The organism is Veillonella magna (genome assembly GCF_959600285.1).
Classification (GTDB): domain Bacteria; phylum Bacillota; class Negativicutes; order Veillonellales; family Veillonellaceae; genus Veillonella_A; species Veillonella_A magna.
Genome location: NZ_CAUGKU010000018.1, coordinates 1 through 15,098 on the forward strand (window position 1 = coordinate 1; position 15,098 = coordinate 15,098).

Below are 15,098 nucleotides of genomic sequence, written 5' to 3' on the forward strand. Positions count from 1 at the left end.
CTTGATTACAAGGGAAAGCGGCATTTCTTACCCACAGGGATGCCAGAAGAGCCATTTTTTTATTGTTTTTTGTATACATGACGTTGAATCTGTAAAATATTATCGTCCACTTAAAATTTTTTCTTTGTAAACCATACGATTTACAGTGCGGCAACATTATGATCATGAAACTGCACACCGTCTTTTTCCAAAATAAACAGACCCCCATAATGAAGCGAACCCCTTTTGTTAGACACAATCTAACAAAAGGGGTTCACTTCACACGAAAGAGGTCCTTCTTATTAAAATATATTCACATAAGATACAATTCACATGCCATGCGCTTGTACGAGATTGGTTCATACAAGTTCCATTATAGCTTATACATTCTTAATTTTTTCTATTGTCTAAGCCTCACTGGTTCTTGTCCTTGCCACTTAGTTTTGTATTCTATCATTAGTCACCCCTTGTTGATTCTAATTAATACGACGCAATTTGCCCATCCGTCCGTTTTTCCGTTGCACCACAAAGAATACCATTCTTATCACGGACAATAATCTGTCCTCGTCCCATATGATACGGATCCGGTTGTACGATAATTTCATGTCCGCGTCTCTGCAAAAGACGAATGATATGATTAGGTGTCTCCTGCTCTACCTCTACTCGTTTACCACCAATCCACTGCCACCGCGGTGCATCCAATGCCTGCTGAGGATTAAGGCCAAAATCAATAAGATTCATCGCTACCTGCACATGTGCCTGTGGTTGCATAAAGCCCCCCATAATCCCAAAAGAAGCTACAGCTTCACCATCTTTAGTAAGGAATGCAGGAATAATCGTATGGTATGGTCGTTTACCGCCGACTAGCGCATTAGGATGGCTTTCATCAAAAGAAAAGTTTTCTGCCCTGTCATTGAAGGAAATTCCCGTTCCCGGTACAACAATGCCCGATCCAAAGCCACGATAGTTACTTTGAATGAAAGAAACCATATTGCCGTCTTTATCAGCCACTGAAAAATAAACTGTCGAACTATACTGCGGATCACCAACCACCGGTTCAATGGCTTCAGTACCGATAAGAGCGCGACGATCTGCAGCGTAACGCTCTGACAACAGCTCTTCTACCGTCACTTTCATATGCGACGGCTCAGCTACATACTCCTTTGTATCCACAAAGCTCAACTTCATCGCTTCGATTTGACGATGCATCGTTTCTACGGTATCTCTCTCCGTAAAATTCCAAGCCTTCAATATATTTAGCGCCATCAACACGGTAATCCCATGACCGTTAGGCGGAAGCTCCCATATATCATAACCGTGATAGTTCACGCTGATAGGCTCAACCCATTCCGGAGTATATGCCGCTAAATCTTCATAACGCAAGAACCCATTATGCTTTTTCATAAAAGCATCTACGGTCTTTGACAATTCGCCACGGTAAAAATCCTCGCCTTTCGTCTCTGCAATCCGCCGCAATGTTCGCGCCAAATCCTTAGAGGCAAATACTTCTCCCGGACGGTAATAACGGCCTTGAGGCAAAAACGTATCGAACCAGCCTTGAAACTCCGGTCGCGCCTTAAATTTAGTATAAATTCCTTCAGCTTCTTCCCATAATCGGCTAATATTCGGTGATACTGGGTACCCTTCCTCCGCATAGCGAATAGCCGGCTCCATAACCGTCATCAAATCCAATGAACCGAATCGTTCGTGCAAAGCCATCCACGCTCCTACGGCGCCGGGTACATTAATCGGCTCTACACCATATGAGGGAATCGTATCATAACCACGCTCTTTCAACGCTTGTATCGATGCCAGCTTAGGAGCCGGACCACTGCCGTTAATCCCATACATCTTCCCCTTGTACCACACAATGGCAAAGCAATCCGAACCGAGGCCGTTTCCCGTCGGCTCTACTACCGGTTGCATAGCCGCTACCGTAATAGCTGCATCAACAGCATTGCCTCCTTTTAGCAGCGTTTGTAATCCCGCCGATGCGGCCGTGGGATTTCCTACGCATACCATGCCATTTTTCGCATAGACTACATTTCGTTTTGACGTATACGGATAATCCTGTGCATCAGAATGTAACATACATCTCTCCTCCTTCACTCTCTACTTTTTGCTTCTAAAGTTACACTCTATTCAATTTACAATACATTCTCTAATATTCCTGCCATAATTACTGACAATGATGTTACCGTAGATAGGCCCCCAACAACAAGCACCAAATGGTATAACTCACACCGGTAACTTTTCCGATGCAAAAGGCAATCCATCCAAAGAAGCCGGTCATAGCCAAGCACATAAATGCAGCAAAATACTTTTTATTTCTATTAACAAACGTCTGCCTTTCGCCCGTAATCGCTTCCTCTTTATGACTAGGATTTATACCGGTGCGCCGGTATTCCTCTAAAAGTAGGCGTACTTCTTTTAAACCGAAAAAGGAAGCAATCGGTGTACCTACAAATTTTTGCACCGCAAAGGTAATTGTCCCCAATGCTGCTGCCAAAGCAAGTCCATGATCCATTGCCGTTTGTGTCATCATCTGCGTAGCCACAATACCTCCGTTAATAACCGGAATCGCTACAATCGTCTCCGGCGGAATAAGTCCTGTCATAAAACTGATTAAAAAGAGCAGCAAACAGAGCATGTTCACTGTTAGTATATTTTTGTTTTATATTGTAACATGAACAAAGCATCTAAATCTATAGACTTAGATATAGATGTAGGTACAATTTATTTCCTTATGTAGTGCTATGCATAGTATATCTATAACTTATCTTCATTTGATTTGCATTGTGGAAAAAATAAAAAATGGATGACATTTCTTTCAATGCCATCCATTTTTCGATAAAAAGCTTTAATTCAACCTTTTATCTATAGTCAAATACTTGTTGAGTGTGAGTAATTGGAACAAGTATGACCAAACACTATTTATGCATTCTGAGCATTTTTTAAAGCATTAATTTCTTGCTGCTGCGCTTCAATTGTTTGCTGTTGGGCAGCCATCTGACGTTGCAATTCAGCTACAGCGGCATAAAGTTGTTGTGTAGAGAAGCTATTTACTTCTGTCTTAGCTGTTTCACTACCAAACTTGAAGCTAATACCCAAATTATAAGCTGCATCACTGCCAAGAGTACTACCTGCACTTACCATAACATTTTTATTCGGGCGATAGAATGCACCAAGAGCTACGCTATTTTCACTCTTGTAACTACCCGTGGCAGCGGCAAAGCTAAACTTGGTTGTTTCATCAAAATCAAGCGGATGTAAACCTGCTAAAGCAGCAGCTCGTGCACCTACCTTCTTAACATCTTTAGATACACTATGGATGCGATTGCTAAGTTCAGTATCAGCAGCTTTACGTTCTTTAGTTTCATTGTCAAGGGCTGCATTACTCTGATCAATACGTTCACTCAAACGAGCATCAGCGGCAGAGCGTGCCCAACTTTCAGCAACAATCTTACTATTTAACTTATTATCTTCTTCTTTGCGCGTAGTTGCTTCGTCTGCTATTTTCTTATCTAATTTTGCATCTCTTATAATACTCTGCGCATTAACTGTTTTTACATTTTCGTTGGTTGTATTAATACTGTGCCGCAAACCTTCATCAGCAGCAATCCGTTTTAATGTTTCACTATTAATCTTACTATTTAACTTCTTATCTTCTAATTCGCGCGTATTTGCTTCGTCTGCTATTTTCTTATCTAATTTTGCATCTCTTACAATACTCTGCGCATTAACTGTTTTTACATTTTCGTTGGTTGTATTAATACTGTGCCGCAAACCTTCATCAGCAGCAATCCGTTTTAATGTTTCACTATTAATCTTACCGTTTAACTTCTTATCTGCTGCTTCACGAGCATCCGCCTCTTTCTTATCGGCAGCTACGCGTGCCCACTTTTCTGCTACATCGGCTGCTTTGCGATCAGACATTTCCTGACCGATTACCCCAGTCAATTTCAAATCCGCAGCATCCCTTTTAACTACTTCTGCATCCACCTTATCTGTCAATTCCGTGTTAGCGTCTTTAAGGGCGTTAATAGCCTCTGCTTGCTTTGTATTTTCTAAAGCAATTTCTCCAACTTGCCCTGTAAGCGTATCTACCTGTCCGGTTACTGTTTGCGCTTTTGCTGTAGCTTCTTCTACATCCTTTTTAGCCTGTGCAAACTTATTACCAATCTCTTCAGCTTTTTCTGCAGCTTTTTGAGCCGTATCTGCACTTACTTCTGCAGCACTTTTTGCTGCTTCTGCTGCACCCTTAGCTGTTTCGGCTCCCTGCTGTGCTACTTCTGCCTTGCCCTGTGCGGCTTCCGCTGCAGCTTGTGCTGTTTCGGCTCCCGCTTGTGCTGCTTCGGCCTTACTCTGTGCAGTTTCTGCTGCTGCCTGAGCAGTTTCAGCTCCCTGCTGTGCTGCTTCGGCTTTGCTCTGTGCAGTTTCTGCTGCACTCTGAGCTGTTTCGGCTCCCGTTTGTGCTGCTTCGGCTGCTGTCTGCGCTGTTTCGGCTCCCTGCTGTGCTGCTTCTGCCTTTCCCTGTGCAGCTTCTGCTGCTGCCTGAGCCGTTTCGGCTCCCTGCTGTGCTGCTTCGGCTTTACTCTGTGCAGTTTCTGCTGCGCTCTGCGCTGTTTCGGCTCCCTGCTGTGCTGCTTCGGCTTTACTCTGTGCAGTTTCTGCTGCGCTCTGCGCTGTTTCGGCTCCCTGCTGCGCTACTTCGGCCTTGCCCTGTGCGGCTTCCGCTGCAGCTTGTGCTGTTTCGGCTCCCTGTTGTGCTACTTCGGCCTTACTCTGTGCAGTTTCTGCTGTTGCCTGAGCCGTTTCAGCTCCCTGCTGTGCTGCTTCGGCCTTACTCTGTGCAGTTTCTGCTGCTGCCTGAGCCGTTTCGGCTCCCTGCTGTGCTACTTCGGCCTTACTCTGTGCTGTTTCTGCTGCTGCCTGAGCCGTTTCAGCTCCCTGCTGTGCTGCTTCGGCCTTACTCTGTGCTGTTTCTGCTGCTGCCTGAGCCGTTTCGGCTCCCTGCTGTGCTGCTTCGGCTTTGCTCTGTGCAGTTTCTGCTGCAGATTGAGCTGTTTCGGCTCCCTGCTGTGCTACTTCTGCCTTATTCTGTGCAGCTTCTGCTGCAGATTGAGCCATTTCAGCTCCCTGCTGTGCCGCTTCCGCACCGGTTTTAGCTTCTTCTGCCCCTTGCTGTGCTGTAGATGCATCATTTACCGTATTCTTTATATCCCTTAATTCACCATCTATACGCGTTACTTTAGCACTGATAATATTTACATCTGTTTGCAGATTCGAAAAATCCTGATCACTCACTGCCGCCATGGCACCACCCACTACAGAAGTTGCCATTACGCTGGATAAAATTAATTTTGTTAATTGCGATTTATTTACTTTCATATTACTCACCCTATCGCTCTATAACCAATACAACATTTTTTGTATAAATAAACAGCTTGCCCCTCTTTAATGAGTTATGCATGTTATAATGGCATCCTTCAAAGCTATAAAATGGCAACACAAAAGGCCGTTATTTACATAACGGCTCGCAATCGTTCTACTTTTATATCTATTTTTAATTACATACAGATTATTTTTATAAGTATACCCCCCCCCCTGAAATTTCATGCATTAAATACGATCGTTTTTCTCTCACTGTTACGTTATTTTGTTCCATTACTGCTTCAACGGGAGCCATCACAACACACCTCCTTCCATTATTTTTTCAAATCTTGCATTCTGCTTATTTAATTAAGTTAATTATACAGAAGATATCTGCCCACTGTCAAACGTATCCTACATCTACTCCCCTAAAGACATGTATATCGTACATCATAAATTGAAAAAATATCTATCTTCTTTTATCCAAGATCAGAAAAGCCCTTAGTCATAGTCAACAATATAGCTATACACAAAGTACAAAAAAGCCGATACCCTTGCCCCTCAACCACTATAACATGGTTTTCAATAACAAAGGTATCGGTTCATCAACTTACTACAAATTGTCTGTTACAGCTATATTAACTTATTCCCATTCAATGGTAGCCGGCGGCTTAGATGTAATATCGTACACAATGCGATTAATGTGCTGTACTTCGTTAATGATTCGACTGGAAATTGTATCCAATACATCATAAGGAATACGCGCCCAATCGGCAGTCATAAAGTCAGTTGTAGTTACACCGCGCAATGCCAAGGTATAGTCATATGTGCGGAAGTCACCCATAACACCTACAGTACGCGTTGTCGTCAACACCGCAAAGTACTGATTAATGCTGCGGTCTAATTTAGCATTGGCAATTTCTTCGCGGAAAATGGCATCTGCATCACGAAGGATATCCAACTTTTCACGCGTAATTTCACCCATAACACGAATAGCCAACCCCGGTCCCGGGAACGGCTGACGCCATACGAGGTAATCCGCTAAACCCAATTCGGCACCTAACTCGCGCACTTCATCTTTAAAAAGATTGCGAAGTGGTTCGATAAGGCCTTTGAAATCAACAACAGCCGGCAAGCCACCTACGTTATGATGACTCTTAATCACCGCCGCATCACCTGCACCGGATTCGATAACGTCCGGATAAATCGTGCCCTGTGCCAAGAAATCAACGGAGCCAATCTTACGGCCTTCGTCTTCGAATACACGAATGAATTCTTCACCGATGATTTTACGTTTCTTTTCCGGTTCTTCCACACCGGCCAAGCGACCGAGGAAACGGTCTGCCGCATCAACACGAATGAAGTTCATACCGGAATCTTTAAACGCTGCTTCTACTTCGTCGCCTTCATTCTTACGCATCAAGCCATGGTCAACAAAAATACAAGTCAACTGGCTTCCGATAGCTTTGGAAATAAGGGCTGCCGCTACAGAACTGTCTACACCGCCGGACAAAGCTAACAACACTTTGCCATCACCAACGGTTTTGCGAATATCTTCAATAGCGGTCTTGGCATAGTTAGCCATTGTCCATTCGCCCTTGCAACCGCATACTTCAAAAAGGAAGTTATGAATCATTTCCTTGCCGTGTTCACTGTGAAGCACTTCCGGATGATACTGCATAGCATAAAGCTTGCGCGCCGGATTCTGCATGGCTGCCACCGGGCAGTTATCCGTATGTGCTACGATTTCAAATCCTTCCGGAACCTGTGCTACATAGTCCACATGGCTCATCCAAACAATTTCTTCTTCGGATAATCCCTTAAAAAGCGGAGAGGCCGTGTTTACCTTTGTCGGCGTTTTACCGAACTCGCGAGCCGCAGCCGATTTTACTTCACCACCCAAAGTATGGGCCATAAGCTGCATACCGTAGCAAAGGCCGAGTACGGGAATCCCCATTTCAAATACTTCTTTTTCAATACGCGGCGATCCTTCTTCATATACACTGTTCGGACCACCGGTAAAGATAATACCTGTCGGCTGTAACTCTTTAATTTTTGCCACCGCTTTATTATACGGATACACTTCGCAATACACGTGGTTTTCACGGACGCGACGGGCAATCAGCTGATTATACTGTCCACCAAAGTCAACAACGATAACGAGCTCTTTTTGGTTCATTATATCCTCCCTCAATCGTTCACATATTGTGCTACTGTTTTGCCGAGTCTAGGGCAAGCCGTATATTGTCCTGCCCGGAATAGTCTTCGTCCCTATATTATATCATAGGTTGCTAGCGGTAAACAGTCCCCCTTATATCGAAGTTAACCGTCAGCGGATTCAACATGAATAACGATGTTCTTCTCTACCCCTGCCTATATGTAAACGTGCGCGTTCCGTATGACGGTGCGCCCACACCATCGATTGTCTTCGGGGAAAACTTAAATTTTCTTGCCGCCGCCAACGAAGGCCCTACGGCTCGACTATCGCCTTCGGCACTTACCACATCTACATCGGTAACATTGCCGTTTTCATCAATGTACATCCCCACCACAACAGTAGCATTCAAATGCAATGTCGGTTGATGGGCACGTATTAACTGCGGTGCTACGATAACGGGATCATGCGGCGGTGCAGGAGCCGCTTTATCGCCGATGCCACCGCCGGTACCTTCTCCCGTACCCAATCCATTGCCGTCATTTCCTGTGCTACCCGTTGACGCACCATTGCCGGAACCATCACCGCTTACCGCCGCGGATACACCGGTTTCTGTTGCTGTTGTCGTTGTCGCCGCAGTCTGCGGCGTATATGTTTTTTCCACTTCTTTCACAGGTACTCCATTTTGAATCGCTTTTACTGCCTCCGGTGACAATGGCTTGGGCGGTGCTACCTTTGCCTGCGCAGGCGCTGTCACCTTCGGTCCCTTCGCAGGAGCCGAACCAGCGTCGCTGTCACTGACAATAGCAATGTCCACACCTTTAGAGGCGTCGGTTTCACCGGCAGGAAGCATCATAAAAGTTACCAGTCCCAATACCAGTAACGCATTGATGCCCAGTGAAACCAACCACGGCATGCGCCACGATGTGTACCTATGGGCAAAAGGCTGCCACTCTTTTGTAGGCTCCATGTCCATCACCTACTTACGTTCCGTGGCTACGGCAATTTTAGTAATGTCCATTTGTTTCAGTGTGTCCAGCACTTGTACAAAGGCACCGTATTCCGCTTTTGTATCGGCGCGCAGGATAATCGTAATCTCCTGGCCTTTTGCCTTTTCCAATTGTAATCGCGTCATCATACCATCCAAGGTAGTCTGTTCTTCTTCCACATAAATCTTACCGTCTTGTGTTACCGTAATAGGAATTTTACGCTGCACATCAACCGCACTGGCCGAAGCCGTCGGCAAATGCACCGGCATCGATCGTTGCACGACCATGGAAAGCATACTCATCATGAAAAACACCAGCAGGAAAAAAATGATGTCAATCATGGGAATAATCATTAAGCGTGGTTTGTTGGTTGTCCGTAAACTTCTAAGCTGCACTTACATCACCTGCTACTTCACGTACCTGCTCACCGTCATTCATCAGCGGCATACCGGTCAACGCGCCTATATACACATTACCCATTTCTTCCATATCCGTGATTAGTTTATCTTGGACCTGTACCAGATAGGTGTGAATTACTAACGCGATAATAGCCACACAAAGACCGGTAGCCGTCGCAATCAAGGCTTCCCCTACACCGGCGGTAATTGCAAAGGGTTGACCATCAGCTACGGAAAGCACATTGAAGGAGCTAATCATACCGGTTACCGTACCGAGCAAGCCCAAAAGCGGTGCCAGGGTAACGATGGTTTCCAAGTAATTTAGATACGAACGCAAGCGACCGGCAATCGTTACCGCTGCGCTTTGCATGCGCTGATTTTGTTGCTCCGGCGTACCACCCTGCGCTGCTCCGGCATATACCATCTCGGCAGCTACGCCACCGTCGCGAACGCAAATATCCAGCAACGTCTCCCGTTCATGGATATGAGCAGGAATCTCTTCCCGCAGCATTGCCATATTTGATTTTGCTTTCTTATACGTTCTCAATCGTTCCACTAAAATAGCTACCGCGATAATAGAGCACAGTAACAGCGGATACATAACCAACCCACCTTGATGAAACATAGCTAACAGTTCCATACGTATTCCTCCTCATTTTCTCTATCAGACTTCAATTGATGTCGTCCTTTCATTTATAGTAAACACTTGCCTATTCGATTATTCTCATGTTGGCTTATACAATTTATTTTGCATTGTGCTTAGAACGAATGCTCCATACCGATAACAAAGTGACGCTCCGGCATAGCATAAGCACCAAGAGTTACACTCGGTACGATTTCGTAAGATTCATTAGTTAAGTTAAATCCTTTTACATAGAACTTTGTGGCTTCATTCAACCGATAATTTACGTTCATATCCCAAGTTACATAAGATGTATCCGTGTATCGTTTTTCCGAACGGCCTGTTATATACTGCACGAGGGAGCTTACGGACCAACGATTTTTATCATAGGTAACTTCAAAGCTATATGCATTTGGTTCGCGATTGTCTTCCCAATTGGAGAATCCATTACCTGTATCTTGTTCAATCTTGCTATAGCGATAGCCAGCACGCACTCCCCATGAATCATCGATTTTATAATGAGCATTTAGATTAAGACCGCGCCGTTTTTCACGATTGGCATTGATATAATACCCCGGCACATAATCATCCGTGCCCTTGACTTCATATCCATTCACCCAGCTCTGTGCATTTTTTAAGCGGCTGTCATAGACACTGGCAGATACAGATAGTTTGTCATTGACTTGACTGTCAATACCAAGAGTAGTAGTATGTGATTTTTCCTGTTTAAGATCAGGGTTTCCTTTCCAATATTTAGTATTTGCATAGAGCATCTTCAACGTAGGGTTATTAACAGCTTGTCCCCAAGATAGATATACATGAGTGCCGTCCGATATTTTTTTATTAAGTCCTACATGGGAAGCCCAGTCACCACCAAAGGTGTCATGATCTTCAAAGCGCGTACCATAGTTCAGCGCCCAGCCGCTACCTAAGTCCCACTTATCTTCCACAAACAACGATTTTACAATGGCCTTTTTATCGAAGGATACCCCTGCATTGGCTTCTTGAATATGTTCCTTACTATACGACGAACCCGCCACCACCGTGTGATTACCTAACTTCCACGTTTTCTGACCATCTACCACATCATAGGCCAAATCATGACTATACGGACTATTGCCATAACCGGAATCTGTCTTCTCCGTATTGCGATAGGCACGTACGAAGGTACCTTCCCCTTCCGTCAACGCCCCGAAGGTATAAGTTACACCGTAAGATGCATCAATGACATGGTGCTTACCGGTCGGATAATTGGAAATACCTGCTAAAGGATTTTTGAGAGAAATACCATAACCGTCCTTCTTTTCCGAACGAGAAAAATCAACTGATAATCTGTCATCACTATAATTATGATCATAACGGGCCGTAACCATATCACGATTTATATAGCTATTGGGAAATTCATGAGTATTACCGTTGGCATCTTTATAATTATAATTATTTTGCCGTTCCTTGCTATACGTAATCATGTAACGATCATTAGTATCGCCGCCTTGCGTGATAAGTGATGCTTTACGTGCTTTCCAAGTTCCGTACTCAGCACGCACTGTTGTTTTATTTCCTTCCTCAGGTTCTTTAGTAATAATATTAATTACTCCGGCTACAGCACGTTCACCATATAACGCCGAATTTGGTCCCTTCACTACTTCAATACGTTCTACATTTTCCATAGGGATTTGATCAATATTCACTGCATTGCTGGCACCGCTGACAACTAGATGATCCCAATTCATGCGACGGCCATTTACCATAACAAGAACTCGTGTGTCACCATTCAATTCTGGATACGCCGCAAATCCTTTTTGTACCACCGGCACATTATTCGCCTTCAACGCATCAGACACATTTGCATAATTTCCCTTTTCAATCGTCTCTGCGGTAATCACCGTCGTGTCCGCCGGCACATCAATTTTCTTTTCTGCCATGCGGCTGGCCGTCGTAATAGCCTCGCCGAAATCATATACCGTATCCTGCACATCGGCAGCCAACGATACGGCGGATCCACTTAACGCCAGCCCCACCAAGGTTGTTAACATCGCTTTGTTCATCATAGACTTCATTAATTACTACTCCTTTACAAACTCTCTATCAAAATTCACACGTCTCTTCACTACACAACGCATCACGCAAATACAAGCTGTACAAAATTGTCGTTTGTAGCGACTGTTAAAACTCACTCAATCCATTATTTATCTTTTCCAACGCCGTAATGGTACGACCATTGCCATTATTCACATCGCTGAAAGCAACCGGTATAATATGACCGTTCATAACAGCACGCATATGACGTAAATTTTCATCGGCCATGAGCGATGCTTTCATCTCTTCATCCGTCGGCACATGGCCGCTCGTATCACCGGCATACACATACACAATATAATCGGGATCAAACCCGAGTACTCGTTCCGGCCCTACCTGCGACAGCTGGTGTTTTACCAAATTGCGACCGCCTGCTTTTTTTACAATATCGTCGATAACATAAATCGGTCCGTATAAACTATACGTGCTGTGACCATGGGCTTGTAAAATAAGAACCGTTGGCTCTCGCCCCATTGTCTTTCGTTTTTCAGCATTGACCAGAACCGCATTTACACGGTTGACCAAACTTTTTTTATATGCAGTCGCTTTCTCTTCGATGCCGAATATGCGACCCATGTCATCAATGAAAGGAAACACCGTACTCTCTACTGTCGGTTGCCCTTTACGAATCGTAGCCGGTACAACATACGTAGTTATGCCCCGTCTTTGCCAATTACTTTCATCGCCTAAGTAGGTAGGCGTAAAATGATGAGACCATGCAATGATCATGTCCGGCTTCAAGGCCAACACGTCTTCGCGACTGGGCACGTAAGGCGCGTCGATAATCGGCAACGCTTCGTACCGACGTTTATATTGTGGCGGTTCCACACCGTAAGGTGCCACTGTCCCCACAATGCGATGTGCCTCGCCTAGATCAATCAAAAGTTCTGTTGCCCCCGGATAGGTTACCAGGACACGCTGCGGTCTATGCGAAGTGTCTTGATTCGTTGCTTCCCCTTGCCCCCACGACGGAAAGCGTCCATGGCCGAAGGCAAGTAAAAGCACGGTTCCTACGATCAAGGTCCACATGGCTACGCTCACAAAGCGAATGAAACGAGGCCACACCTTACGCCGGTCCATGGCTCGGCCTTTCGTAACGAATCATCGGATAACCTTCCGGATGACGACTCACTACACTGGGTACGCCATAAATACGTTGAATCAAATTCTCCGTCAATACCGCATTCGGTGGTCCCATTGTCACCACGCGTCCCTTCTCCATGACTACGACTTCATCGCAGAACATAGCCGCTAAATTCAAATCATGAAGAGCCGCAATAACTCCAATGTCTAAGTCTTTCACCAAGGACAACAACTCAAATTGATACGTAATGTCCAGGTGATTGGTCGGCTCATCCAAAATAAGATACGTCGGCTCCTGCGTGAGCACTCGTGCTAACATGACGCGCTGCTGTTCACCGCCGGACAAAGACAAAAAGCTGCGCTCTGCTTTTTCCCACATGCCAACGCGCCGCAACGCTTCGGCGGCTATGCGATAATCCTCTTCCGTATCTTCATCGAAATGTTTTTTATACGGCGTCCGTCCCATCATGGCTACCTGCCATACAGTGAAATCAAACTGCACCGCATGAAATTGTCCCATAACACCGATGCACTGTGCTGCTTCTCCTAAAGAGATATCGGAGATAGGGACATCATTAAAATAAATCGCCCCTTGCTGAACCGGAAGCACACGATACAAATGCTTTAACAATGTTGATTTACCACAACCGTTCGGGCCGATGAGTCCTACAAAACGATCAGCCGGGAGGGTAACACTGAGATCATGCAAAATTGTGGCATCGTCTACGGTGTAAGACAGTCCGTCAATGCGAATTTCATGTAGCCTTAGCTTTTTTACATTATCTGCCATACCATCCCTCCTAACCGCCAAAATTATTTGCTTTACCAAATAATAATTTCATAAACAACGGCGCACCTAACAAAGCCGTTAAAATTCCAACAGGCAAATCACCGGCTGGTAACAAAATGCGCGACAACAAATCAGCAACCACCAGAAATAGGGCTCCGCTGAGAATAACCACCGGCAATAATCGCTTATGTCCGGCGCCCCATATACTGCGTGCCATGTGCGGAATCACCAATCCCACAAAACCAATGATGCCGCATTGCGCTACAAGAAGACCTGTCAATAAGGCAACCAGCGCCATGTACCAACGTCGTTTGCCGTGTACGTTGATACCTAGCGTGAGAGCAATATCTTCGCCTAACAACATGGCATCCAAAATGCGCACTTGCGATAGAAAATATACACTCATCAACGCTACAACCGATACCGGCCAAAGCAAACGCTCCCATTTGGCATCCGCCAACGAGCCCATCGTCCAAAACGCAGCGCTTTGCATTCCTTCCGCGTCGGCCGCCATGTACACGATAAAATTAGACAATGCCGTACACAATGCGCTGACAACGGCACCGGCCAACACAAGCTTGACCGTTGATATCCGCCTGCCCATACCGGAAAGAGCCAGTACCGACAAAGTAGCACCTAACGCACCGAAGAATGCCCATAAAGGAAGTCCCATAGAGACTCCGATTATATCTCCCAAGAGGATGGCCACTACCGCGCCTACGGAAGCACCGGAGGCAATGCCTAAAATAAAAGGCTCCGCCAATGGATTTTGTACCGATGCTTGCATAATGACACCGGCCAATGCCAAACCGGCACCGACAGTAGCCGCCAAGATAACACGCGGCACTCGCAAATCCCAAACAATATCCACCAATGCCGGTGCTATGTGAGGCACTTCATCATAGCCACCCAGCTTGGCTGCTATAATCCGTAACGTATCGCTACCACTGATCATCGTACTGCCAATACTGATAGCGCCTATCATCACAATAAATAAAAAAACAGTCAGGCCCGGAAGGACCCAACTGTACCTTGTCTGCGAATGCGCCTGTAATGTTGTACCGGGATAGTCCTTCACCGAGGCCGCTACCTTGGCTTTTGCCATAGTAAAACCTCTCTTTTATATACACACGTATGAAGAAACCGTACCCACGGTTTTTTGAAATGAATTACACGCACACTTGGCGTTATGAATCTATGTTTGTTAATTGTCTATTTGTATAAATGATATTTTATCTCATTTATGTTTTCGCGAAACCTATTGTATCCTACGCAGGCCCTCTCTGTCAATAACCTATGCAAATAACCGGATTTAAAATTTTTCTTCCCCGCATATCATCTATTTTATAAGATAACCCCATGCGTCCCATTAATTTCTTCAAGATACTATCAGAGTATCAATACACCCTTCAACAGAAACTCAATTAGCAGTACAATTAGCGGTACACCCTTCAACAAAAACTCTTGAATGGCAAGCACTTCAGAACGCTTGGCTTATCTACTGTCTGTAGGCTTATATGATAAACGTATCTCTATAATAAATGCATCAAGTCATAGAATAAAAAAATCGCCTCGATGCACATACATGCACCGAGGCGATTTCTACGGAGCAGCTCATGCTGCAGCCGAA

Annotated in this window: 11 protein-coding genes; all 11 read right to left on the reverse strand. The window is 45.1% G+C overall.

Annotated features, from left to right (window positions below; all coding sequences use genetic code 11):
* Positions 1-459 precede the first annotated feature (459 nt).
* The gene (locus Q5873_RS08905; RefSeq protein ID WP_303060478.1) at positions 460-2,070 is read right to left on the reverse strand and encodes a gamma-glutamyltransferase family protein; all 1,611 of its coding nucleotides are present in this window, start codon (positions 2,068-2,070) and stop codon (positions 460-462) included.
* 103 nt (positions 2,071-2,173) lie between these two features.
* Positions 2,174-2,635 (reverse strand): hypothetical protein, encoded by a 462-nt coding sequence (locus tag Q5873_RS08910; protein ID WP_303060479.1) that lies wholly within the window; start codon positions 2,633-2,635, stop codon positions 2,174-2,176.
* Positions 2,636-2,913: 278 nt separating this feature from the next.
* Positions 2,914-5,370 (reverse strand): YadA-like family protein, encoded by a 2,457-nt coding sequence (locus Q5873_RS08915; RefSeq protein WP_303060480.1) that lies wholly within the window; start codon positions 5,368-5,370, stop codon positions 2,914-2,916.
* 625 nt (positions 5,371-5,995) lie between these two features.
* Positions 5,996-7,531: a glutamine-hydrolyzing GMP synthase gene (gene guaA / locus Q5873_RS08920; protein WP_028256137.1), complete on the reverse strand. Its 1,536-nt coding sequence runs from the start codon at positions 7,529-7,531 to the stop codon at positions 5,996-5,998.
* 184 nt (positions 7,532-7,715) lie between these two features.
* Positions 7,716-8,477, reverse strand: a complete 762-nt coding sequence (locus tag Q5873_RS08925) for an energy transducer TonB family protein (protein ID WP_303060481.1) — start codon at positions 8,475-8,477, stop codon at positions 7,716-7,718.
* A gap of 9 nt (positions 8,478-8,486) precedes the next feature.
* On the reverse strand, positions 8,487-8,891 hold the full coding sequence (locus tag Q5873_RS08930) for an ExbD/TolR family protein (protein ID WP_028256135.1): 405 nt from the start codon (positions 8,889-8,891) through the stop codon (positions 8,487-8,489).
* Positions 8,881-9,534: a MotA/TolQ/ExbB proton channel family protein gene (locus tag Q5873_RS08935; protein ID WP_303060482.1), complete on the reverse strand. Its 654-nt coding sequence runs from the start codon at positions 9,532-9,534 to the stop codon at positions 8,881-8,883. Before Q5873_RS08935 ends, Q5873_RS08930 begins: the two co-directional genes overlap by 11 nt.
* Positions 9,535-9,653: 119 nt before the next feature.
* On the reverse strand, positions 9,654-11,576 hold the full coding sequence (locus Q5873_RS08940) for a TonB-dependent receptor plug domain-containing protein (protein ID WP_303060483.1): 1,923 nt from the start codon (positions 11,574-11,576) through the stop codon (positions 9,654-9,656).
* Positions 11,577-11,682: 106 nt separating this feature from the next.
* Positions 11,683-12,675, reverse strand: coding sequence for an ABC transporter substrate-binding protein (locus tag Q5873_RS08945; RefSeq protein ID WP_288190542.1), 993 nt, complete (start codon positions 12,673-12,675; stop codon positions 11,683-11,685).
* Positions 12,662-13,468, reverse strand: coding sequence for an ABC transporter ATP-binding protein (locus tag Q5873_RS08950; protein WP_303060484.1), 807 nt, complete (start codon positions 13,466-13,468; stop codon positions 12,662-12,664). Before Q5873_RS08950 ends, Q5873_RS08945 begins: the two co-directional genes overlap by 14 nt.
* 10 nt (positions 13,469-13,478) lie before the next feature.
* The gene (locus Q5873_RS08955) at positions 13,479-14,573 is read right to left on the reverse strand and encodes a FecCD family ABC transporter permease (RefSeq protein WP_303060485.1); all 1,095 of its coding nucleotides are present in this window, start codon (positions 14,571-14,573) and stop codon (positions 13,479-13,481) included.
* Between the last annotated feature and the right edge of the window lie 525 nt (positions 14,574-15,098).

Bases quoted from the DNA above. Each gene is read 5' to 3' on its own strand.
- Q5873_RS08945 (WP_288190542.1), bottom strand. From the start codon at position 12,675: ATGGACCGGCGTAAGGTGTGGCCTCGTTTCATTCGCTTTGTGAGCGTA.
- Q5873_RS08915 (WP_303060480.1), bottom strand. From the start codon at position 5,370: ATGAAAGTAAATAAATCGCAATTAACAAAATTAATTTTATCCAGCGTA.
- guaA (WP_028256137.1), bottom strand. From the start codon at position 7,531: ATGAACCAAAAAGAGCTCGTTATCGTTGTTGACTTTGGTGGACAGTAT.
- Q5873_RS08950 (WP_303060484.1), bottom strand. From the start codon at position 13,468: ATGGCAGATAATGTAAAAAAGCTAAGGCTACATGAAATTCGCATTGAC.
- Q5873_RS08940 (WP_303060483.1), bottom strand. From the start codon at position 11,576: ATGAAGTCTATGATGAACAAAGCGATGTTAACAACCTTGGTGGGGCTG.
- Q5873_RS08925 (WP_303060481.1), bottom strand. From the start codon at position 8,477: ATGGAGCCTACAAAAGAGTGGCAGCCTTTTGCCCATAGGTACACATCG.
- Q5873_RS08955 (WP_303060485.1), bottom strand. From the start codon at position 14,573: ATGGCAAAAGCCAAGGTAGCGGCCTCGGTGAAGGACTATCCCGGTACA.
- Q5873_RS08935 (WP_303060482.1), bottom strand. From the start codon at position 9,534: ATGGAACTGTTAGCTATGTTTCATCAAGGTGGGTTGGTTATGTATCCG.
- Q5873_RS08905 (WP_303060478.1), bottom strand. From the start codon at position 2,070: ATGTTACATTCTGATGCACAGGATTATCCGTATACGTCAAAACGAAAT.